Here is a 21,962-nt window from a genome sequence, read left to right on the forward strand (position 1 = left end):
GCTGCGATCTTTTGATGTTGATTTGTCGGGATCAAAAGATCGCAGCCTGCGGCAGCTCCTACAGGCAGGGGAGCAGCGGAGCCTACTAACAATAATCAAAACGGAGAACTAGCCCATGCTGCGTTCAGCTGTCGCGCAACAAGACCCTGTGTCCGCCCCGGTCGTGCCAATGGTCGAGAGTCAGCTATTCCAGCAAGTGCTGGATGAGGTTCGCCAGCGTCGCGAAGAATTCGACGCCGGCTCCCACGTGCCTCGGGACATGATCGAGCGCTTCAAGCAGGTGGGCATTTTTCGCGCCGCCACGCCGAAATGCTTCGGTGGTGACGCCCTGGCACCGGTGCTGTTCCTGGAAATGATCGAGCGCATCTCCGAAGCCGACGGCTCGGCGGGCTGGGTGGCCAGCTTCGGCAGCGCCGGTGTCTACCTGGCAGCCTTGCCACGGGAAACCCTGGCTGAGCTCTACGCCGAAAGCCCTGACCTGGTATTCGCCGGCGGCCTGTTCCCCTTGCAACCGGCCGAGACCGTGGAAGGCGGGTATCAGGTCAACGGCACCTGGAAATTCGCCAGCGGCTGTAAAGGCGCAGACCTGTTGGGCGTTGGCATCGGCGCTGCCGGCGGCAAGCCGCGCACCGCTGTGTTCCGTCCGGAGCAGGTCGACATCGTCGAGAACTGGGAAGTGGTCGGCCTCAAGGGCACCGGCAGCCATGACCTGCGAGTGAGCGATAAACGCGTTGATGAGCGCTGGACGTTCATCCGTGGCGGAGCCGCGACCATCGACGAACCGCTGTTCCGCTACCCGTCGATCGCCTATGCCGCGCAAGTGCTGGCGGTGGTCAACCTCGGCCTGGCCCGTGCAGCGCTGGACGAAATCAGCCGTATGGCTGGCGGCAGCGGCATCACCGGCGCGCCGAAATTGTCCGACCGCGCCTACGTGCGCATCGAGATCGCCAAGGCTGAAGCCAAGCTCAGCGCCGCCCGCGGTTTCTTCTACAACGCCACCGAACAGGTGTGGAACTCGATCCTGGCCGGCAACCCGGTCACCCCGGAGCAGACCAGCCTGTTGCGCCTGTCGGCGATTCACGTGTCCCAGGCCGGTGCCGAGGTGGTGCAGAGCGCCTACAGCCTGGCCGGCACCACCGCCATTTACCTGCGCCATCCGCTGCAACGCTACCTGCGCGACTCGATGGTGGTGACCCAGCACGCCTTCCTCAGCGAAGGCCTGTACGACGGCGCCGGCTCGGTGTTCCTCGGCGTGCCGCCGTTCCCGGGCTACATCTGAATCCCCATTACTTTTTCAAGGAATCGCACCCATGTCGCAAACCACCCAAGAACCATTGCGCGTCGTCTTCTGCATCGGCATCACCCAGAATTTTTTCGACCTGCCCACCGGCGAAGGCCTGAGCGTGTGGAAAGGCTTCAGCCAGATGATGGGTGACCTCGGCGCCATGCCCGGCATCACCGTGCTCGGCGCGATGGATGACGACCGCCTGATGGTCGGCCCATCCACCACCTCGCCCTGGACCGTGTACATCATGGCCGACGTCGACTGCCACCAGTCGGTAATCGACGCCTGCAACCTGTTCCGCACCACGCCGGTCGGCCAGTACAGCCTGTGGCGCTACGCCAGGATCGAAGCGCGCATCGGTCGCCCGCTGACCATTCCTGATGCGGCCAAGGTGTAAGCCATGAACGAGGCCTTGCTGCAGCGTCTGGCGACGCTCGAAGGGGAAAGCGCAGTGCGTCGCCTGATGGCGCGCTACATGGACCTGTGCGACGTGCCGCGGGCGGCGATTCATCTGAGTCAGTTGGCGCAACTGTTCACCGAGGATGCGATCTGGGAAGGCCTCGGCACCCAGACCGCACAGACCTTCGGTCAGCACCAGGGGCGTGAAGCGGTGGCGGCGTTTGTCGGCGGTTATCTGCCGCCGTCCGACCACTTCAAGCTGAACCTGCATTACCTCACCAGCGAGTCGATCGTGGTCGACGGCAAGGCGGCGCTGGGGCAGTGGATCATGCAGCAGATCTCGACGTACGCCGATGGCCGCAACGAGTTGTTCGGCACGCGCCTGAACATCGATTTTCGTTGTGTCGACGGCGTCTGGCTGATCGCGCATTTCCGTACGCAACGGCTGTTCAACACGGAGCTGAATGCATGAGTACTTTCATCAGCGAATTCCTCCTCGGTGGCAACGGCAAGCGCGTCGCCATCAAGGATTCCATCGACATCGCCGGCCATCCGACCCGCTCGGGCAGCCGCGCCTTCGCCGATGCACCGGCGGCGACGAAAAACGCCGAAGTGGTCGATGCGATCCTCGACGCTGGCTGGCAGATCGTCGGCAAGACCAACTTGCATGAACTGGCGTTCGGCGTGACCGGCATCAACGACTGGACTGGCACACCGATCAATCCGCAAGCGCCGGATCGCGTTCCTGGCGGCTCGTCCAGCGGTTCGGCTTCGGCGGTCGCGGCAGGCCTGGCGGACATCGCCATCGGCACTGATACCGGTGGTTCGGTGCGTGTGCCGGCAGCCTGCTGCGGGATTGCCGGGCTCAAGCCGACTTATGGCCGTGTCAGCCGTGTCGGCGCCCATCCGCTGGAATCGAGCCTCGATTGCGTCGGGCCGTTCGCCAAAAGCATGGAGGACCTAATCGCTGCGATGCAGGTGATCTGCCCGGGCTTTACCGCTCAAGGGTTGCCAGGTGACGGCGCCAGGGTCGGCTTTCTCGAGGTGGCCTGCGATGCGCATCTGCAAGCAAGTCTCGGAGCCGCCGCCGACCGCGCCGGATGGCGTCGCAGCAACCTGCACCTGAGTGAATTCGAAGCGGCGTTCGCCGCCGGCCTGACCGTGATCAATTTCGAAAACTGGGCGGCGTTCGGTCACCTGACCGGCAAGGGCCTGATCGGCGCCGATGTGGAAACACGTTTGCTGGCGGCCAGCCGCACCACGCGCCAGGAACTGGCTGAGGCCGAAGCCGTGCGCACAGCGTTCACCCAACAAGTGGACGCGGCGCTGGAAGACTTTGCCGTATTGCTGCTGCCGACAATGCCGAGCCTGCCGCCGACCCTCAGCGAAGCCCGCGCCAGCAGCAAAGCCGTGGCCGGCATGACCCCGCTGGTTCGGCCTTTCAACCTCAGCGGCCACCCGGCCCTGACGGTGCCGGTGGAGCTCGACTGCGGCGGGCTGAAGGTCGGCCTGCAAATCGTCGGTCGCAAGGGTCAGGACGAACTGGTCTGCGCCTTTGGTGCGCAACTGCAACAGAGCATGGCCGGTGAGCGGCCTGGCTCTAAATCAAAATCATAAAAAGAAGCCATGAGGAGAACCGCATGAGCACTCATGAATATCAGCTGATCGCATCGTCGAAAAGCCCGGAAGACCTGGTCCGGCACGACCGCGTCGACGTCTCGCTGTACAACGACCCGGCGCTGTTCGAAGCCGAGCTGGACAAGATTTTCTACCGCACCTGGGTGTGGGTTGCCCACGAAAGCGAAGTGCGCAACAGCGGCGACTTCAAGACCGCCACCATCGGCCGTCGCCCGGTGATTGTCGTGCGCGACAAGAAGAACAACATCAACGTGCTGGAAAACCGTTGCCGCCACCGTGGCGCCACCGTGTGCGAGAAGCACAAGGGCAACGCCACCGGTTTCACCTGCCCGTACCACAGCTGGTCCTACGGCCTGGACGGCAAGTTGCGTGCGCTGCCGTATCCGGATGGCTACGAAGGCATCCTGGAGAAATCCGAATTGCCGCTGACCAGCCTGCGCGTCGAAAGCTACGCCGGCATGGTCTTCGCCAGCTACAACGACGAGATCGAACCGCTGGAAGACTTCCTTGGCGGCGCGAAACACTGGATGGACCTGTTCATGAAACAGGGCGCCGGTTACCCGATAAAGACTCAGGGCGAACACAAGTTCAGCTTCAAGGGCAACTGGAAGATCCAGCTGGAAAACACCACCGACGGTTACCATTTCCCGATCGTGCACAAGTCGTTCATGTCGTCGGTCGATGAAGAAACCTCGGAAATGCTCTCGTTCATGACCGACGAACAAGCCGTGACCCATTCGCTGGGCAACGGCCACAGCGTGATGGTCATGGTGCCGGAGCACGTCGATCTCGATCATGACGACGGCACCGAACAGTTGCAGGAACGCTTCGCTCACGTCACAGAAGAACTGTCGAAAACCCTGCCGGCCGATCAGGTGCGTCGCATCGTGCGCTCGCTGCACGGCGCCGGTTTCAACCTGAACCTGTTCCCCAACGTGGCGATGTCGATGTCGTTCTTCCGCGTACTGCGCCCGGTGTCGGTCAGCGAAACCGAGATCCGTCACGTGGCCCTTGGCATGGACGGCGGCCCGGAAATCGCCAACCGCGAACGCATGCGCATCCACGAACACTTCCAGGGCCCGTTCGGTTTCGGCAGCCCTGACGATGCCGAAGCCTGGGACCGCGTGCAGCGCGGCTCGTATGCCGGCGTCGATGCGCCAATCCTGGTCAACCGCGGCCTGAACCGCGAAATCACCGCTGAAAACGGCGACAAGGTCAGCCACGCCACCGACGAAGGCGGCATGCGCGGTGCCTACGACATGTGGAAAAGGATGATGAGCCAATGAGCAATCAAGACACCCTGAACGGTTTTTCCGGCCCGTTGGCCCAGGCCATCGAATTCATCTGGCGCGAAGCCGAACTGCTCGACCACAAGAACTACGCCGAGTGGGCGACCTTGTGGAGCGAAAGCGGTAAGTACATCGTGCCGATCGACCCGGACACCGAAGACTTCGAAGCGACCCTGAACTACGCCTACGACGATGCGCGCATGCGTGACCTGCGCATCGAACGCCTGACCGCCGGCTACTCGCCGTCGGCGGTGGACGCGGCGAAAACCATCCGCACCATCTCGCGTTTCCGCCTGGTGGAAGCGGCCGGCGACATCGTCGAAGTCAATTCGGCGCAGTTGCTGTACGCCTACAAGCGCGGCGTGCACACGCCGTTCGTGGCCGACCTGAACCACCGTATCCGCTTCACCGACGGCGTGCCGACCCTGGAGCGCAAAGTGGTGCGCCTGATCAACTCCACCGACAGCCTGAGCGCGCTCGGCTTCCTTTTGTGAGGGCAATATCATGAGTCGAGTAGCCCTTGTAACGGGTGCCTCGCGCGGACTGGGCGAGTGCATCGCCCGCCGTCTGCACGCGGCGGGTTATCGCGTCGGCCTGGCCGATGTGCGTCTTGATGGCGTGCAGCAACTGGCTGCCGAGCTGGATGGCAGCGGCGTTACTGCCGTGGCAATCGAGCTGGATGTGCGCAGCAAAGCCGACTTCCAGCGTGCTCGCGACCTGCTCACTGAGCAGTGGGGCGGCACCGACATTCTGGTGAACAACGCCGGCGTGTCGAAAGTCGCGGCGCTGATGGACATCACGCCGGAAGAGTTCGACGAGTCGATGGCGATCAACCTGCGCGGCACCTTTGTTGCCTGCCAGGTGTTCGGCGCGCACTTCGCCGAGCGCGGCTTCGGGCGCATCGTCAACATCGCGTCCCTGGCCGGACAGAACGGCGGCACCGCCACCGGCGCGCATTACGCGGCGGCCAAGGGCGGCGTGGCGACCCTGACCAAGGTCTTCGCCCGCGAGCTGGCGCCCCAGGGCGTGACGGTCAACAGCATCTCGCCAGGCCCGCTGGACTTGCCCGTGGTGCGCGAGACCGTGGCCCCGGAGCGACTGGAACAGATCCTGAAAATGATCCCGGCCGGCACCCTCGGTAATCCCGAGTTCATCGCCGACAGCGTGTTACTGCTGATCGCCGATAACGCGACCTCCGTGACTGGCGCGTGCCTGGACGTCAACGGCGGCTTGTTCATGCGCTGAGCGCTGGCCATGGATTTCTTGGCCGGACAAATGAACCCGTAGGAGCTGCCGAAGGCTGCGATCTTTTGATCTTGCTTCTAAAAGATCGCAGCCTTCGGCAGCTCCTACAGGGGTAGCAAGCGTGTTTAACACAAACAACAGTATTCAGGTGATGCAATGATGAAGGTGAAGATCGAAAGGATCGTCGACGAAGCGCTGGATATCCGTTCCTTTCGCCTCGTGCGCAGTGACGGCCAGCCGCTCGACACCTATGAACCGGGTGCCCACGTCGACCTGACCGGGCCGACCGGGGTGACCCGCCAGTATTCGCTGTGCAGCCCGCCACAGGATCGCCGTGCGTATCTGGTGGCGGTGAAGAAAGAAGCGCAGTCGCGCGGCGGTTCACTGGCGCTGCACGAGCAAGTGGAAGAGGGCATGGAGCTGGAAATGGGTGCGCCGCGCAACCTGTTTCGCCTCGATGAAACGGCCAGCGAACACGTGCTGTTCGCCGCCGGTATCGGCGTCACGCCGCTGCTGAGCATGGCCTACAAACTGGCGGAAAGCGGCCAGCCGTATCGCCTGCATTATTTTGCCCGCTCGGCGCAGTACGCGGCGTTTACCGAGCTGTTGGCGACCAATTTTGCTGATAACGTGGAGTTCCACTACGGCGTTGAACCTGCGGATCTGGACGGCGCATTGAGCGAATGCCTGAACCGCGCCAATGCTGCGGCCCACGTCTACACCTGCGGCCCGGCGCCTTTCATGAACAAAGTGGTGGAAGTGGCGTCCCGCAGTCGCTCGGACGATGCCATTCACCTGGAACACTTCGCCGCAGACCCGGCCGCCAACAGCGCCCCGGCGGGCACCTTCGAAGTGGAACTGGCCAGTTCCGGCGTGGTGCTGCAAGTGCCGGCCAATGCCAGCCTGGTCGACGTGTTGCAGGCCCATGGTTGCGACATCGACACCGAGTGCCGCGAAGGCATCTGCGGCACCTGCATCGTCGAGGTGCTGGACGGCTTGCCGGAGCACCGCGACAACTGCCTGTCGAACAAGGAAAAGGCCTCCAACAAGCAGATTTGTGCCTGTGTATCACGGGCACTTTCCGCTCGTCTGGTACTGGACCTTTAAACCGAAAGTTCACTGGAAAGCTTGGGCCGGAGTCTGTTGAATGGGCGCCCGGCGGCCGTCGAAGGAGGAGATGGCTACAGAAACAACCGTTTTGACGAACCGCTCGATGAAGCGGTCGAAAAATAACAACAAAAACGTGAGGCTTTGCGGACATGATTACAGCATCGACGGTGCGCAACGAGGCGTTCGAAAGTTGGTTGAGCCAGGTGAACCAGGCCTGTGGGCGTTTCGATGCCCGGGCGCTGGACTCCGATTTCTATGGCGAACTGACGGAATTTCGCAGCGGCGCGATCAACCTGAGTGTGGTCGACATGGCGCACGTGCATTTGTACCGCACCAGCAAGGACGTCAGCACCAGCCGCGACGGCCACTACTACGCGGTGTTCCAGCTGCGTGGCAGCTCGCAACTGGAGCAGGGCGACAACCGCGCGCAACTGGGCTGTGGCGACATCGCCCTGATCGACGCCAGCCGTCCGAGCGACATGATCTACAACGACGATTGCCGACAGCTGTCGCTGATTTTGCCGCGCCAGGTGGTCGAGCGCGGTTCGCACTTCAATGCCGTCAACTGCGCCACGCGCATCGCGGCCGGCAGCCCCCTGGCGGCGATGGCCAGCAAGCTGGTGCTGGACACCCGCCAGCAGGACGGGCTGGAGATGCAGGAAAGCGAAGCCGTGCTCGATGCCCTGGCCAGCCTGTTGCTGCCGGGCATCAGCGCCCGCGACTGCGGTGCGGACTCCCATGAGCGGCAATTTCGCAAGATCATCGCCTTCATCGACGCGCACCTGAGCGACGAAGAACTGTGCCCCGAGCTGATTGCCCGTGAAGTCGGGATTTCCGTGCGCGGCCTGTACCGGATGTTCTCCAAGCGCGGCCTGGTGGTGGCGCAATACATCAAGCACCGCCGCCTGGACTTCTGCGCCGAAAACCTGCGCCGCGCCGATGTCGAGCAGAAGCTTTCGGCGTTGTGTTATGCGTGGGGGTTTTCGGATTCGAGCTACTTCTCGTCGGCCTTCAAATCGCGCTTTGGCGTGTCACCAGGGGCTTATCGCAAGCGGTATAGCCAGATCTGAATCCGCACATCCCCCGTAGGAGCTGCCGAAGGCTGCGATCTTTTGATCTTGTTGTTAAAGCAAAATCAAAAGATCGCAGCCTTCGGCAGCTCCTACAGGGATCTTCAGCGAACACAAAACCACTGTAGGAGCGAGCCTGCTCGCGATGGCGGCCTCATGACCGCCGCAGGTCCCTCAGTGCCGCGCCGGCTCATCCACCGGCAAATGCAGCACCTCGCGCACCAGCATGGCGATGCTGCTCACGCCCATCTTTTCCTTGATCTTGGTACGGTGCACATCAACGGTCTTCACGCTGATGTTCAGCTCCCGGGCGATCACCTTGCTCGCCTTGCCATCGATCACCAGCATCAACACTTCCCGCTCACGGCTGGTCAACAGTGCCAACTTGCCTTGCAGGTTCTGACGCTGCTGCTGATCGGCCTGGGCGTGCACGGCGGTCTTCAGCGCGGCCTGGATGCGGTCGATCATCTGCTGCGGGTTGTAGGGCTTTTCGACGAAATCCAGCGCGCCGTTCTTCATCGCCGTGACCGACATCGGAATGTCGCCATGGGCCGAGACGAAAATGGTCGGCAGGGTGCTGCCGCGCTGGTTGAGGATTTCCTGCAGCTGGAAACCGCTGGTTTCCGGCATGCGCACGTCGAGCACCAGGCAGGCGGGCTGCTTGGGGTCGTATTGGCTGAGGAACTCTTCGGCGCCGGCAAAGCACTGCGCCTGCACACTCACCGACTCCAGCAACCAGGCCAGTGAGGTTCGCAGGTCCTTGTCGTCGTCAACGATATAAACAATCGGTTTACGGATTTCCATCGGGGCTGCCACGAAAGTTTTCTAATTATTGTTTTCGCACGGGAGCGTGCGGCACGCATTGGCTCATCTTTCTGGAACCAGTATGCAGAATACCCACTGTGGCCGGCCCTTGCGATAAAGAAACCACCTAGTCGACTAGCGGAAACCCAACCCTGCCATGGGGATCGTCAGAATGGTTGCGCCGCGCCCGCAGCCTTAGTCTTGTTCCATCACCTACGGGCCGCAAGACAGCGGCCCTCCTGAAGGAAGGGGCATCGACATGGCCGACCTGAGCCAGCAGCAAATCGACTTTCGCAACGCCATGGCGCAGCTGCCTGCTGCGGTGAACATCATCACCACCAACGGCCCTGGCGGCCGTTGCGGCATCACCGCCAGCGCCGTGTGCTCGGTCACCGACTCGCCGCCCACGGTGCTGGTGTGCGTCAACCGCAACAGCGCCACCCACGATGTGTTCCGCACCAACGGCCACCTGTGCGTCAACGTGCTGTGCGGCGAGCAGGAAGAGCTGGCCCGGCACTTCGCCGGCATGACCCAGGTGCCGATGGCCGAACGCTTCGCCTGGGACCTGTGGGACGACGGCGCCGCCGACGTGCCGGTGCTGCGCGATGCCCTGGTGCAGCTGGAAGGACGGATCAGCGAGTGCAAGGAAGTGGGATCGCACTCGGTGATGTTCGTCGAGCTGACGAAGGTCGGCGTGCGCGAACCGCGTGACAGCCTGGTGTATTTCAACCGCCTGTTTCATCGCCTCGAGCATGCCGGGGCGCATTGCTGAACGCCACCCATACCTGTAGGCGCTGGCTTTCCAGCGATGTGGCCCTGAAGACCGCTATCGCCGGCAAGCCGGGCTCCTACAGTGACCGCGTGCGGGTTATTTCGCAGTGATCACCGACAGTTTGCTGATCCCCGCCCGCTCGATCGAGGCCATGGCGCGAGCCACCTCGCCGTAATTCACGCCGTCATCGGCCTGCAATTGCACGCGCACTTCCGGATCCTTGGCCTTCGCCGCCTTAAGGTTGAACTCCAGCAGATCCGGTTGGATTTCATCCTTGTTGATAAACAGTTTGCCGGCGCCGTCGATGCTCACCACCAATGGGTCTTTCTGCTCCACGGGCGCCACGGCTTCGGTCTTCGGCAAGTTGATCGGGATGGCATTGGTCAGCAGCGGCGCGGTGACGATGAACACCACCAACAGCACTAGCATCACGTCCACCAGGGGCGTGACGTTGATCTCACTGAGTACTTCATCGCTGTCTTGAGTCGAAAAGGCCATGTCAGGACGCCTCCTTGATTTTCTGCCCGGAGGTGCTGGCGCCGGATTTGCCCGCAACAGGGGTCAGCAGTACGCGGAACGCATGCTTCTGCGCCAGGTTGTAGAAGTCGTGCGCAAAGTCATCCAGGTCTGCCGCCGTCAGCTTCAGGCGACGCAGGAAATAGTTGTAGACCAGCACCGCCGGCACGGCGACGGCAATGCCGACGCCCGTGGCGACCAGTGCGGCGCCGATGGGGCCCGCCACGGTTTCCAGGCTCGCCGAACCCGCCGCACTGATCCCTTTCAACGCAGACATGATCCCCCAGACGGTGCCGAACAGGCCGATGAAGGGCGAGGTGCTGCCGATACTGGCGAGGATTGCCAAGCCGGTTTCCAGGGAGCGCCGTTCACGCACGATCTGCTGGCGCAGGGCGCGCTCAAGGCGGTCCTGATGATTGATCGACTGGCTGAGGTCGGCGTTCTGGCTGTCACTGATCTGGATCGCGTTGTAACCGGCAAGCGCAACGCGGGCCGCAGCGCCAGGCAGGTTGTTGGAAAAATCGGCGGCCGATTCAAGGCTCGAAGCGGCCCAGAACTGCCGGTGGAATTTGCGGTCCTGCGCCTTCAGCCGGGTGAACTGCAGTCCCTTGAGCAAGGCCAGGCCCCAGGTCGCGACGGAGAAGACGATCAACAGCCAGATGACGGCGTGTTCGATGGATTCGAAGGGGGAGGTGAGTAGATTCATGGTCGGGTGCTCCAGCAAGGCATTGGATCGGTTGTAGCGATGCGCCTTTTGTCAGGTAGCCCGCGGGGTTTCGATAGGTTTGAGTTACTTGATCTTGAAGTCGATGGGCACGCTGACCCAGCCGTCCAGCGCGGTGTCGCCTTGCTTGGCCGGAACGAAGCTCCAGCGTTTGACGGCGGCCAGTGCGGCGTCGTCCAGCGATTCGCGGCCACTGCTTTTTTGAATCTGGATTTCGCCGGGCTTGCCGCTGGCCAACACATGCACGCGCAACAGCACCGTGCCTTGCCAGCCCCGGCGCATGGCCTGGGACGGGTACTCCGGCGCCGGGTTGTGCAGGTAACCGGCAGTCGCCGACGCCGGAGTCACCGGCTGAGGGGCAGGCGGTGCCGCAGGTGCTGGCGCCGCGGCCACCGGTTGTGATGTTACGGGCGGGGCAGGTTGCGCTGTCACGGGTTTGGCCACCGGTTTAGGCACTGGCTTGACCACAGGCTTGGGCTTGGGTATCGGCTTGGGCGGAGGCGGCTTGACGGCCAATTCATCTTCCACCGGTGGCGGCGGCTCCACCACGGGTTGGGCAATCGGCTCGGGCGGAGGTGGTTCGACAACGGGTGGCGCCGGTTGCGAGAACTCAATGGTCATCGGCGGAATTTCCGGGGGCACCACTGGCAGTTCCGGCGCTGGTATCTGGTTGACCCAGACGATCACTGCGCCATGCAGGACCAGCGCCAACACGGCGAGCAAGACCACCTCGCGACGATTCAACAGCCGTTGCGGTGTACGTTGCAGGCGAGACAGTGCCAAGGGCTCGCGAAACACCCGGCCAAGGTTGAGCAGCTCACCCAGGCCCGGGCTCTGGAACACCTGCGGCAGACTGGCGGGGCTTTGGACATTGCCCATTTGTTTACTCCTGTGAATCCTGTGTTTTTTCCACGCTTGGACGGACCGGTCCGGGCTTCAATGCCCCACCAGTTCCTCCAGCAGTTGTTCCTTGTAGCCTTGCAATACGCTTGACGCCCGGTCCCGGGGATGGGGCAGGTCGACCTTGATTTCGTGCTTGATCCGTCCCGGATGGGCGTCCATGACGATCACCCGGTCACCCAGGTAAAGGGCTTCCTCGATGTCGTGGGTGACCATGATCACGGTGCAGCGTTGTTGCACCCAGATACGCTGCAACTCGTGTTGCAGCCGTACCCGGGTCAAGGCGTCGAGTGCGCCGAGGGGTTCATCGAGCAACAGCACTTTCGGTTTGTTGATCAGCGCCCGGGCAATGGCGGCTCGTTGCGCCATGCCGCCAGACAACTGGTGCGGGTAGGCATTCTCGAAGCCGTCGAGGTTGACCAGGGCAATGTGTTCGGCGACCAAGCGGTCTTTTTCGGTCCGGGACAGTGGGTGGTTTTTCAAGGCCAGGGCAATGTTCTGGCTCAGGGTCATCCACGGAAACAAACGGTGATCCTGAAACACGATCCCGCGTTCCAGGCTGGTGGCCACGATCCGTTTGCCATCGAGCAGAATGTCACCTTCGTAGTCGGCCTCCAGCCCGACGATCAGCCGCAGCAGCGTGGATTTGCCGCAGCCGCTGGCACCCACGATGCTGACGAACTCGCCGGGGCGAACGTCGAGGTTGATGCTGCGCAGCACCGGCAAAGGCTGGCCTTCGATCCGATAGGCCTTGCTCAGGCCGCGAATTTGCAGGGCGCCGGACTGTAACGGGGTGCTATGGGGCAGGACATGTTGGGCGATTGCGTTCATGGAGTGGCCTTTCAACGAATGTTGCGCCAGCGCAGCAAATGGCGGCTTAGAAGGGTGAATAGCAGGGTCATCAGGTAACCGCTCAGACCGATGCACAGCACACTGAGGACGATGACTTCCATGCGTGAGCCGGCTTCGGCGTTCATCATCAGGTTGCCCAGACCGGCTCCCGAAGACAGGAACAACTCGCTGCCCACCGCCGTGACCCAGGCAAATGCAAGCGCATGCAGCACACCGGTGGCGATGCTCGGCAGCGCCGCGGGCAACAGCACATGACGAAACCGTTGCCAGCGGGTCAGTACCAGCACCTGGCCGACCTCGCGATAGCGCTGCTCGACATGGCTGAAGCCTTGGTAGGTGTTGAGCACCATGGGGTAGAAAGCCGCGAGGCTCACGATCAGCACCTTGGAGAACTCGCCGTTGCCGAACCACATGGCGATCAGCGGAATCCAGCCGAGCATGGGTACCTGGCGGATCGAATGAAACAGCGGCCCGATCAGGCGGTTGGCAAGTCCCGACAGCGCCATCAACACGCCCAACAGAACACCGAAGAAAATACCCAGCGCCAGCCCGGTGCTGGTACGCGCCAGGCTGGCCAACAGGTTCACCAGCAGTTCGCCATTGGCCAGCAGCTCGAGCAAGGCGGCGCCGATGGTCGACAGCGGGACAAAGGCGTAAGCCCCCGCCGCGTCCTGGCGTGACAGGTATTCCCAGCCGCCGATCAACAGCAGCGGCAGCAACAGGCCACGGGATTTGGCAATGAGTCCAGACATCGAAGGCTCCTAGCGGGTCTGCCAGCGGAACAGCCGCTGTTCCAGTTGGCGAAAGCTGAAATCCAGGGTGAAACCGATCAATCCGGTCACCACAATCCCCACCATCACCACATCGATGCGCAGCATTTGCCGGCTCATCTCGATCATCTGCCCCAGGCCACTGTCGGCGGCGAGCAACTCAGTGGCCACCAGCACCACCCAGGCGCGGGTCAGGCTGATACGAAAACCGGTGATGATGGGCGGCGCGGCGGCGGGCAGGGCGATCTCGCGGACCAGTGTCGGCCAGCGCAGGCGGTAAACGTCAGCCACCTCGAAGTAGCTGCGCGGAATGGCCTTGACGCCTTCGCTGGCGGCCAGCGCGACCGGGAAGAACGCGGTCTTGGCAACGATGATGATCTTGAAGGTTTCATCGATACCGAACAGCAGCACGAACATCGGGATCAACGCGATGCTGGGAATCTGGCGCAGGGTGTGGAACAGCGGCGAGCAGTAGATCTCGACATTTTTCGACAAAGCCATGAGCACGCCGAACGCCAGGCCGCACAGTGAACCGATGCCGAACCCCAGCCCCAGGCGCGAAAGACTGTTGAGCAGGTGTTCGAGGAGTTCACCGCTGGCGGACAATAGTTCGAAGGTCTGCCACACCTGAGCGGGAGGGACCAGCAGGTTGCGCGGAAAAATCCCGGCCTCGGCGACCACCGCCCACAGCAACAACAACGCGACAGGGGAGATGAGCCAGGTCAGGGAGGACAACAGACGTTGAGTACGCATGGCAGTTCTTAATTCGGCGAAGTACCGAAGGGGTATCGCAAGAGCTGTGCCAGTGCGGCGGGATCGGGCGGGTTAAATCCGTAGGAGCCGGCTTGCCGGCGATGGCGACGGTGCAGGCGACGTAGATCGTGCTGACCGCATCGCTGGCAAGCCAGCTCCTACAGGGCTCGATGTCCGGGGAATTGGTGCTTGACCAGCACCCGCTGCTGCCAGGGCAACACCCCGGCAGCAGTCCACTCAGAAGTCGTAACTGACGCTGGTGTAGTAGAACGCGCCCTGGGCGCCTTCGGGGCTGGTGATCGAGTACTTCGGCACGCCGTACAACTGCGCTCCGTCAGCCTTGTCCGGATGCGTGTCGAACAAATTGATTGCCCCCACCGACACCTTCAGCGCCTTGTCGAAGGTGTATGACAGATCCAGGTCGGTCACCCATTGCGGGCTGTAGGTCTGGTCCAGGGTCGGATTGGTGGAGTTAAGGCTTTTCCATTCGCCATAGCGGCGCTGGGCCACGGTGACGCCCCAACCGTCATACAGCCAGTTGGCACTGAGGATCAGCTTGGAGTCGGGAGTGCCGTCCTCGATCAGGCCTTGGGTGGTGCGGCCGACAATCTGCGAACCCTTGATGTTGCCGACGTCGCGCAGGGCGGTGATTTTGGTGTTGTTCTGGCTCACGCCGGCATTCAGGTTCAGGCGTCCCCATTGCTGCAAGTCCAGCTGATAGTTGCCGGCCAGCTCGACACCGTCGGTGCGGGTGTCGGCCACGTTGGTGTAGAAGGCCGCACTCTGGATATTGGCATAAGGCGTTCCGGCAAAGATCGGCGAAACGACCGACGCGGGCAACTGGTCGGAGAGGGTGATGCGGTTGTCGATATCGATGCGGTAGGCGTCCAGCGTCACCGACGCATTGGCCAACGGACGCCAGACCAGGCCCAGGGAGTAGCTGGTGGACTCTTCCGGCTTGAGCGATGTCCCGCCCAACAGTGCTGCTTCCGGACTGTCGGCGCGCAATGTGCGCTGCTGCACTTCGACAAAGTTGCCACTGCCCGGTGGCTGCTCCACCACCTGCACGCTGAACGAAGACAAGCCGCTCTGCACCAGGGATGGCGCGCGATAGCCGGTGCTGGCGGTGGCGCGTGCGGCGATCTGCGGGGTGAAGTCATAACGCAGGGACAGTTTGCCGTTGGTGGTGTCACCGAAGTCCGAGTAGTGCTCGGTGCGCACCGCGACGCCCGCCTGGAATTTTTCGCTGATCTGGCCTTCGACGTCGACATAGGCACCCAGTACGTTTCGTTCCAGGGAGGCGGCGTCGACCTGGGTGATGCCCGAGTAGTACCCGGGAATGCGCCGGCGGGTCAGCGGGTCGACCGTATTGAACAGCGGGCCGTTCTGCCATCCCGCCGCTTCGCCGGCGCTCAGTTCGTAGTTCTCCTGGCGCCAGGCCAGGCCGGCGGAAAGTGTCAACGGTTTGAACAACAGGTCGGTCGGGAAGTCTCGCACCCAGTCCAGGGTCAGGTTGGTCTGATCGGCCTCACGTTCGCCGGTGTAGATCTTTTCCGGGCTGTCGGCGCCCCAGCTGGGGTTGATCGCATTGCGGTCGGTGGACTTCAGGGTGTTGTCGCCATGGTTCGCGGCAAGGTCGAACTTGCCCAGTTGCTCGTCTTCGTAACGCAGGCCAGCGGTCAGCGCATAGTCTTCCAGCGAGTAGCGGGTGATGGGCAGGCGTCCATCCGGGAAGCGTTGCAGCGCGGTGCTGCTGTAGTTGTTGCGCAAGGTCGTGGGCGGATCGAAGAAGCCTTCGGCGTCGGTATTCTTGTGGGAATAGGTGGCAAAGCCGTAGGCGGTCAGGCCTTCGCCGATGCCGACTTCACTGTTCAGGGCGAAGTTGTACTGGTCCGACACATTGCCCGAACCCCAGCGCCAGGTGCGGTAGCGGTTGTTCTGCTCGCGGGGCGTGTTGATGCTGGTGGAACCGGGGTAAAAAATCCGGTTGTCGGGGTTGGTGTCGCTGGCCGGGTCCTGGCTGCCGGCATCGAAGCTCAGGGTCAGGAAGCCGTCGTTGGGCAGGGCGATGCCTTTCCAGCCGCTGAATTTGCGCTGGATGCCATCGCCCTTGTCGTAGCCGCCAAAGCGATAACCGAGGTCGCCGCCGTCGTCTTTCTCCTTGAGCACGATGTTGATCACCCCGGCGATGGCGTCCGAGCCGTATTGGGCTGCTGCGCCATCGCGCAGGATTTCCACGCGCTGGATCGAACTCAGGGGAATCAGGCTCAAATCGACCGCTGCCGCGCCACGGCCGTTGACCAGGCTTTGGCGGGTGACGTTGGCGCTGGTATGGCGGCGCTTGCCGTTGACCAGCACCAGCACTTGGTCGGATGCCAGGCCGCGCAACGACGCGCCCTGGGCGATGGAGCCGGCAAAGGCGCCCTGGGGCGACTGCGGATAGGTGAACGACGGTGACAGGGCGGTGAGGGCGCCGGACAGGTCGCTGGCACCTGTCTGTTGCAACTGTTCGGCAGACAGAACGTCAATCGGCGCGGCGCTTTCCAGCGCGGTCACATCGCTGCGCCGCGTACCGAGTACCACCACGGTGTCGAGGTGATCGCTGCTGGCTGCGGGTTGGGTTTCGGCAGCCACGACAGGCATGGCAAGGCTGCCAATGACCAGCGCGACAGCGCCGGCCAACGGGGTGTGATGGAACATGGATAAATTCCTTCCAGACAAATGAAGACCCCTGTAGGAGCCGGCTTGCCGGCGATGGCGGCCTCAAGTGCGATGCAAGGCTTGCGGGCCCCATCGCCGGCAAGCCGGCTCCTACAGTGGATGTGTGGATGCCGGAGGTCCGGAAATCGATGTTTTTATGGGTGGATGCCGGTGGCCCGGATATCGGTGGGTTCTGCATGGATATCGGTGGCCCGGATATCGATGTCCTCTGTAGGAGCCGGCTTGCTGGCGATGACGGCCTCAAGTGCGATACAAGGCTTGCGGGCCTCATCGCCGGCAAGCCGGCTCCTACAGGGGGAGGTTCCAGGTCAGAAGCGACTGGTCACGCTCAGGCCGACGGTGCGCGGGTCTCCGTAGGTGATCACGTATTGGCCCAGGGTGCCGTTCGGACGACCGTGTACCTGGTAGCGGCGGTCGGTGACGTTGTTGACGAACCCGGTCACGCTGAGTTTTTCATCCGGGCTGAACCAGGTCAGGCGCGTATTGGCCAGGGTGTAGTGCGCCTGGCTGAGGGTCTTGTCGGCGCTGCTCTGGCGGTCGGCGAGGAAGTATTCCTTGTCGCGGAAACTCACATCGCCACCGGCCACCAACTTGCCACCGACTTCCAGTGGAAAGGTGTAATCGCCACCGAGCGCCACTACGTTGCGCGGTGAGCGCACGAAGCTGTTGCCGCTGTAGTCACCCGTGACCACCCCGGTGTTGGGGTTGGTGTTCTTGAAGTCGGTGTATTCGGTGTCGAGGAACGATACCGCGGCACGCAGGTGCAGGAAGTCGGTCGGCTGGGCTTCGAGTTCCAGCTCGGCGCCCTTGACCGTACCCTTGGCGCCGTTGGTCAATGCGGTGGTCAGCACGCCGTTGTTGACCGTCAGCAGGTTCACCTGAATATCCGAATAGTCGTAGTAGAAGATGTTGGCGTTGGCGGTCAGGCGATGATCGAACCACTCGGATTTGAGGCCGATCTCGTAGGCGTCGAGTTGTTCCGGATCGACCGTGGTCAGCTGCGACAGGCTGGTGGACAGACCGGTGTTGAAACCGCCGGAACGGAAACCATGGGCGTAACGGAAGAACACCCGCACGTTATCGTTGATCCGGTATTCCGGCGTCAGGTCATAGGTCCAGGCGTCCCAGGTCTTGTCTTCCTGGCGATTGCCGTTGGTGCCGACGCCACGCAGCGGCACCAGCGGGCCGTTGGCCGTGATGCGGGTCAGTTGCGTCAGGTCGAGGTCGATGTCTTTCTTTTCCTGGGTCCAGCGCAGGCCGCCGGTCACGCTGAAATCTTCGGTGAAGTCGTAGGTCAGGTTGCCGAACAGCGCGTAGCTGTCGGTCTTGTGGTCATAGCTCAGATCACGAAAGTCGGTGACGCCGCCAATCTGGTTGGAGCCGGAACCGTTAGGCGTCGGGCCGGGTGTGACAATGCGTTGGGCAGAGCTGTCGAGGTCTTCGTGGAAGTAATGCGCGCCCAGCAGCCAGCGCAGGGTTTCCTGCTGCGGCGATGCCAGGCGCAGCTCCTGGGAGTATTGCGCGTATTTGTTGTCGGAAATCGCTGCACCGTTGACTTCATAAGGCGTGTAGTCGGCGTCGCTGGTCGCCTGGTTGCGTATGTAGTCATAGGCGCTGATGGAGGTCAGGGTGTAGTCACCCAGGTGCCAGTTCAGGGTCAGCGACGTGCCGTCGTGATTGAGCTTGGAGTCTTCATTGACATTGATGGCGATATCGCGCCCGCGAGGTCTTTCGTAACCGACGTTGTAATAACGCCCGACCGCGAGCGAGCCGTTGCTGCCGTCGCCTTTGAATTCACGGCTGTGAACCTTGAGCAATGCCTCGAGATCGTCATTGACCTGAGCAAGAAACTGCAGGCGGACGGCTTTCTTGTTCACATCGCCATAGGTGTTGTCATCGACCAGGTTTTCCTGGAAACCGTCACGCTCCTCGGAGTACAGCGAGACCCGTGCCGCGAGCTTTTCATCCACCAGCGCTCCCCCCAGAGCGCCGCTGAGGATGCGTTCGTTCTTGGTGCCAAACCCGATCGTGCCGAAGCCGTCGGTGTCGAAGGTCGGTTTTTTCGAGATGACGTTCACGGCGCCTGCGGTGGTGTTCTTGCCGTACAGCGTACCTTGCGGCCCGCGCAGGATTTCGATGCGCTCGAGGTCGAACAGCGGCCCGCCACCGGCAACCGGTGCATTGAGGTAGACGTCATCGGCATAGATGCCCACCGGGAAAACGGTGGCTGCGCCGGTATCACCGGTACCGAGACCACGGATGTACCAGCGTGGGCGGCCATCGCCGTCCGGGTTTTTCGCTGAAGTGTTGGGAACGAATGTGGTGATGTCGCCCATGTTGCGCACGCCATCGGCCACCAGGCTGGTGCCCTGTATCGCCGATACCGCCACCGGAATCTCTTGCAGGGTTTCCTCCCGGTGTTGCGCGGTGACGGTCACGGTTTTCAGCGAAGGCTCCGCAGCCGATTTGCTGCTGTCGGTTTCTGTGGTTTCTGCTGCCAGCAAACCCTCGCTCACGCCACCCCCGGCGAGTAACAAGGTTAGCCAGATACTTTTGGTGATTGGATTAAGTTTGTGCATTTAAGTCTCCCCCAGGAAAGTTTCACTAGTGGGGGTTGAGCAGAGATCGTGCCAAGTGCTTTTTTTGTGCGGTTAGTTTTGTTAATGCGTTGAAATTAAAGGAATTATTTTGCGAGTAAGTTGTGCGTTCAGCCGATTTTTTAAGACTTTGTTAGTTGGATCAAGTCTGCCGGGAAGTGCCTGTCAGGCATTCAGCAGAAGTTGCTTGGCGGGTGTTGCTGGAGCAGCAGGCGGAACGGAGGAAAGTGTTGCCAGGTCAGCAATTCATTGTTGTTGAGGAAGAATCGCCAGCAAGCCGGCTCCTACAGGTTTTGTGTTGAAATTGTAGGAGCCGGCTTGCCGGCGATGGCGTCCTCACCGGCGCTGAAAAATCTCAAACCGCCAATCGTGACGTAGAGCCGATGACCTTCTCCAGCACACTGAAATCGATCCAGTCACGCACATCGAAACGCCGTGGAATGAAGTCCCAGCGATGCAGGAAATCGGTGAAGTCCTGCAACGCTTCAATGGATCGTGCATCCAGTGTCGTGCGCAAGCGCCGATGGGCGTCTTCACCGTAGGCGGCGGCGACCCAGTACTCGCTGGTGTTGAGTTCCCGGGCCAGAAAACGCCGGGTTTCGTCGGGATTGGCCCAGGCCCATTGCTCGGTGCGCAGCACGGTATCCACGATATTCACGCTGGCGTCGAAATGCTCATGCAGCAGGTGAGTGTCCACGGTCAGGGTCCGTGGCGTGCCGTTGTTCGAGCGAATCAGCGGGTCGGGGTGAGAGCCGGTATCGACGACCACCTGCAAGCCGAATTCGTTGGCCAGGTGCACGGCGTGCGCGCCCTTGAGAAAGATCGCATCGATGTCGCCGCGCAACAATCCGATCAGCTCGTTGTTGCGGCGGCTGACGCGCGTGACATCGAGGCTGACTTCCGAGCCGTAGACATGCTGTTTTTGATCGTCGCTGTAGGTGCCGCCATAGGGGTAGTCCACCAACTCGACATCAGACACGTCCAGGCCTTCGAGCTTGAGGGCGTTTTCCAGGCCGCGCAGGGCCTGGGCGCGAGTGAAGTCGATCTGCACGTTGGCCCATTTCGGCAATCCGAAGCGGCGGTTCTTCAGGTCGCGAATGCTCTTCACACCGGATTCCGCGGTGGTCAGGATCAGCTGCACCTCGTCGCTCCAGGACAGCCCCAGCACCCGGGTCTGTACGCCGCTGGCATAGGCCCAGATGGCCGGGATGTTGCCGCCGTGACGTACCGAGTTTTTCAGGTGATGGTCGTAATGGGCTTCGCGAACCTCCCGCTCACTGGACTCGCGCAGTGACTGGATATTCGTGCCGAACGGCGCAAAGGCTTGCGCCAGTCGACCGGACTGCACGGCGATGCCAAGCCCCGTGGGAACAGGGCTATGGGTGTACCAAAGCGTATCGAGTGGTTTGCTCATAAAGTCCTTCAGTGCCGATCCATGAAACCTGGCGGGTTAGCCTGCCAGTGCGGTTGGTGTTTGCAGCAACGCGTCCAGCGGTCGAGGATCGATCCAGTCGCGCACGTCGAAGCTGTTCGGAATGAAGCGCCAGCGGTGCAGGAAGTGTGTGAAGTCCTGCAGGGCGTCGATGGCCTGCTCATCCAGTTCGGTGCGCAAGCGCAGATGAGCATCGTTGCCATAGGCGGCGCTGACCCAGTACTCGCTGCTGTTGGTTTCCCGGGCCAGGTAGCGGCGGGTGTCTTCCGGATGGGTGTGGGCCCAATGTTCGGCGCGTCGTACGGAGTCGAGAATGCCGGTGGCGACATCGAAGTGGTTGTCCAGCAGATTCAGGTCCACGGCCAGCGTGCGCGGGGTGCCATTGTTGCTGCGAATCAGGGGCTCGGGGTGCGAGCCGGTGTCGATGACGGTGTGCAGGCCGAACTCATGGGCCTGCCGGGCGGCGCTGGCGCCTTTGAGGAAGATTGCATCGACCTCGCCACGCAGCAGGCCCACCAGTTCCAGGTTGCGCCCCTCGACCCGTTGCGCACTGACCGGCGTACCGTTCACGGTGCTGACCTGCGGATCGCTGAACGTGCCTTCATAGCGAAAGTTCACCAGCTGCACATCGCCGACCTGCAGGCCTTCCAGGCTCAGTGCGTTTTCCAGCCCGCGCAGGGCCTGGGCACGGGTGAAGTCGATTTGCGCGCCGGCCCAGTCGGGCAAGCCGAAACGGCGTCCCTTGAGGTCCTTGACGGTTTTGATGCCGCTGTCGGGAAGCGTCAGGATCAGTTGCACTTCATCGGCCCAGGACAGGCCGATGACCCGGGTTTCCCGGCCCTGGGCCCTGGCCCAGATGGCCGGGATGTTGCCGCCGTGGCGCACCGAGTTGCGCAGGGTGTGATCAAAGTGCGATTCACGCACGGCCTTGTCGGTGGATTCGCGCAGCGACTGCACCTGCGTGCCCAACGCGCCAACCGTGTCTTGCAGCCAGCCTTTTTGCACGGCGATGCCCAGCCCGGTGGGGACCGGGCAGCGGGTGTACCAGAGGGTGTCCAGAGCTTGAGTCATCAATGATTCTCCCG

Annotated in this window: 21 protein-coding genes; 10 read left to right on the forward strand and 11 right to left on the reverse strand. The window is 62.1% G+C overall.

The features are described 5' to 3' along the window. Positions 1–115 precede the first annotated feature (115 nt). From ACM6IT_RS01005 to feaR, 9 genes are all read left to right on the forward strand, one after another. A complete protein-coding gene (locus ACM6IT_RS01005; RefSeq protein WP_056723093.1) occupies positions 116–1,279 on the forward strand; it encodes an acyl-CoA dehydrogenase family protein in 1,164 nt (387 codons plus the stop codon). Positions 1,280–1,310: 31 nt separating this feature from the next. Next, a complete protein-coding gene (locus ACM6IT_RS01010) occupies positions 1,311–1,682 on the forward strand; it encodes a hypothetical protein (protein WP_056723091.1) in 372 nt (123 codons plus the stop codon). A 3-nt stretch (positions 1,683–1,685) separates the two neighbouring features. Next, a complete protein-coding gene (locus tag ACM6IT_RS01015) occupies positions 1,686–2,156 on the forward strand; it encodes a nuclear transport factor 2 family protein (protein WP_414917285.1) in 471 nt (156 codons plus the stop codon). Continuing rightward, positions 2,153–3,301 (forward strand): amidase, encoded by a 1,149-nt coding sequence (locus tag ACM6IT_RS01020; RefSeq protein ID WP_414917286.1) that lies wholly within the window; start codon positions 2,153–2,155, stop codon positions 3,299–3,301. Before ACM6IT_RS01015 ends, ACM6IT_RS01020 begins: the two co-directional genes overlap by 4 nt. Before the next feature lie 23 nt (positions 3,302–3,324). Continuing rightward, positions 3,325–4,608, forward strand: a complete 1,284-nt coding sequence (locus tag ACM6IT_RS01025; RefSeq protein ID WP_056723085.1) for an aromatic ring-hydroxylating oxygenase subunit alpha — start codon at positions 3,325–3,327, stop codon at positions 4,606–4,608. Beyond that, the gene (locus ACM6IT_RS01030) at positions 4,605–5,105 is read left to right on the forward strand and encodes an aromatic-ring-hydroxylating dioxygenase subunit beta (RefSeq protein ID WP_056723082.1); all 501 of its coding nucleotides are present in this window, start codon (positions 4,605–4,607) and stop codon (positions 5,103–5,105) included. The genes ACM6IT_RS01025 and ACM6IT_RS01030 overlap by 4 nt, the downstream gene beginning before the upstream one ends. A 10-nt stretch (positions 5,106–5,115) precedes the next feature. Then, positions 5,116–5,856, forward strand: a complete 741-nt coding sequence (locus ACM6IT_RS01035; RefSeq protein WP_056723080.1) for an SDR family NAD(P)-dependent oxidoreductase — start codon at positions 5,116–5,118, stop codon at positions 5,854–5,856. A 156-nt stretch (positions 5,857–6,012) separates the two neighbouring features. Then, positions 6,013–6,963, forward strand: coding sequence for a PDR/VanB family oxidoreductase (locus tag ACM6IT_RS01040; RefSeq protein ID WP_056723078.1), 951 nt, complete (start codon positions 6,013–6,015; stop codon positions 6,961–6,963). Positions 6,964–7,115: 152 nt separating this feature from the next. Next, on the forward strand, positions 7,116–8,036 hold the full coding sequence (feaR, locus tag ACM6IT_RS01045; protein ID WP_414917287.1) for a transcriptional regulator FeaR: 921 nt from the start codon (positions 7,116–7,118) through the stop codon (positions 8,034–8,036). Positions 8,037–8,210: 174 nt separating this feature from the next. Here feaR and ACM6IT_RS01050 read toward each other — a convergent pair whose 3' ends face one another. Beyond that, a complete protein-coding gene (locus ACM6IT_RS01050; RefSeq protein WP_008046301.1) occupies positions 8,211–8,840 on the reverse strand; it encodes a response regulator transcription factor in 630 nt (209 codons plus the stop codon). Positions 8,841–9,099: 259 nt separating this feature from the next. Between ACM6IT_RS01050 and hpaC the strand changes: the two genes are divergently transcribed. Then, entirely contained in the window at positions 9,100–9,612 is a 513-nt protein-coding gene (hpaC, locus tag ACM6IT_RS01055; protein WP_008002569.1) for a 4-hydroxyphenylacetate 3-monooxygenase, reductase component, read from the forward strand. 96 nt (positions 9,613–9,708) lie between these two features. Here the strand turns inward: hpaC and ACM6IT_RS01060 are convergent, their stop codons facing one another. The 10 genes from ACM6IT_RS01060 to ACM6IT_RS01105 form a co-directional block, all read right to left on the reverse strand. Continuing rightward, positions 9,709–10,110 carry an ExbD/TolR family protein gene (locus tag ACM6IT_RS01060; RefSeq protein WP_414917288.1) on the reverse strand — a complete coding sequence of 134 codons (402 nt, stop codon included), beginning with the start codon at positions 10,108–10,110 and terminating at the stop codon, positions 9,709–9,711. 1 nt (position 10,111) lies between these two features. Beyond that, a complete protein-coding gene (locus ACM6IT_RS01065) occupies positions 10,112–10,834 on the reverse strand; it encodes a MotA/TolQ/ExbB proton channel family protein (protein WP_414917289.1) in 723 nt (240 codons plus the stop codon). 84 nt (positions 10,835–10,918) lie between these two features. Next, positions 10,919–11,731, reverse strand: a complete 813-nt coding sequence (locus tag ACM6IT_RS01070) for an energy transducer TonB (RefSeq protein ID WP_414917290.1) — start codon at positions 11,729–11,731, stop codon at positions 10,919–10,921. A 57-nt stretch (positions 11,732–11,788) separates the two neighbouring features. Beyond that, entirely contained in the window at positions 11,789–12,583 is a 795-nt protein-coding gene (locus ACM6IT_RS01075; RefSeq protein WP_414917291.1) for an ABC transporter ATP-binding protein, read from the reverse strand. An 11-nt stretch (positions 12,584–12,594) separates the two neighbouring features. Next, positions 12,595–13,356: an ABC transporter permease gene (locus ACM6IT_RS01080; RefSeq protein ID WP_414917292.1), complete on the reverse strand. Its 762-nt coding sequence runs from the start codon at positions 13,354–13,356 to the stop codon at positions 12,595–12,597. 9 nt (positions 13,357–13,365) lie between these two features. After that, complete coding sequence (locus ACM6IT_RS01085) at positions 13,366–14,127, reverse strand: ABC transporter permease (RefSeq protein ID WP_414917293.1); 762 nt, start codon at positions 14,125–14,127, stop codon at positions 13,366–13,368. A gap of 237 nt (positions 14,128–14,364) precedes the next feature. Further along, on the reverse strand, positions 14,365–16,827 hold the full coding sequence (locus ACM6IT_RS01090; protein ID WP_414917294.1) for a TonB-dependent receptor plug domain-containing protein: 2,463 nt from the start codon (positions 16,825–16,827) through the stop codon (positions 14,365–14,367). A 329-nt stretch (positions 16,828–17,156) separates the two neighbouring features. Further along, positions 17,157–19,427: a TonB-dependent receptor gene (locus ACM6IT_RS01095; RefSeq protein ID WP_414917295.1), complete on the reverse strand. Its 2,271-nt coding sequence runs from the start codon at positions 19,425–19,427 to the stop codon at positions 17,157–17,159. Positions 19,428–19,800: 373 nt separating this feature from the next. Further along, positions 19,801–20,859 carry an ABC transporter substrate-binding protein gene (locus ACM6IT_RS01100; protein WP_110661677.1) on the reverse strand — a complete coding sequence of 353 codons (1,059 nt, stop codon included), beginning with the start codon at positions 20,857–20,859 and terminating at the stop codon, positions 19,801–19,803. A 36-nt stretch (positions 20,860–20,895) separates the two neighbouring features. Next, positions 20,896–21,948 carry an ABC transporter substrate-binding protein gene (locus ACM6IT_RS01105; protein ID WP_414917296.1) on the reverse strand — a complete coding sequence of 351 codons (1,053 nt, stop codon included), beginning with the start codon at positions 21,946–21,948 and terminating at the stop codon, positions 20,896–20,898. Positions 21,949–21,962: the final 14 nt, after the last annotated feature.

This window comes from Pseudomonas sp. IT-P4, assembly GCF_949767755.1.
Taxonomy (GTDB): Bacteria; Pseudomonadota; Gammaproteobacteria; order Pseudomonadales; family Pseudomonadaceae; genus Aquipseudomonas; species Aquipseudomonas monachiensis.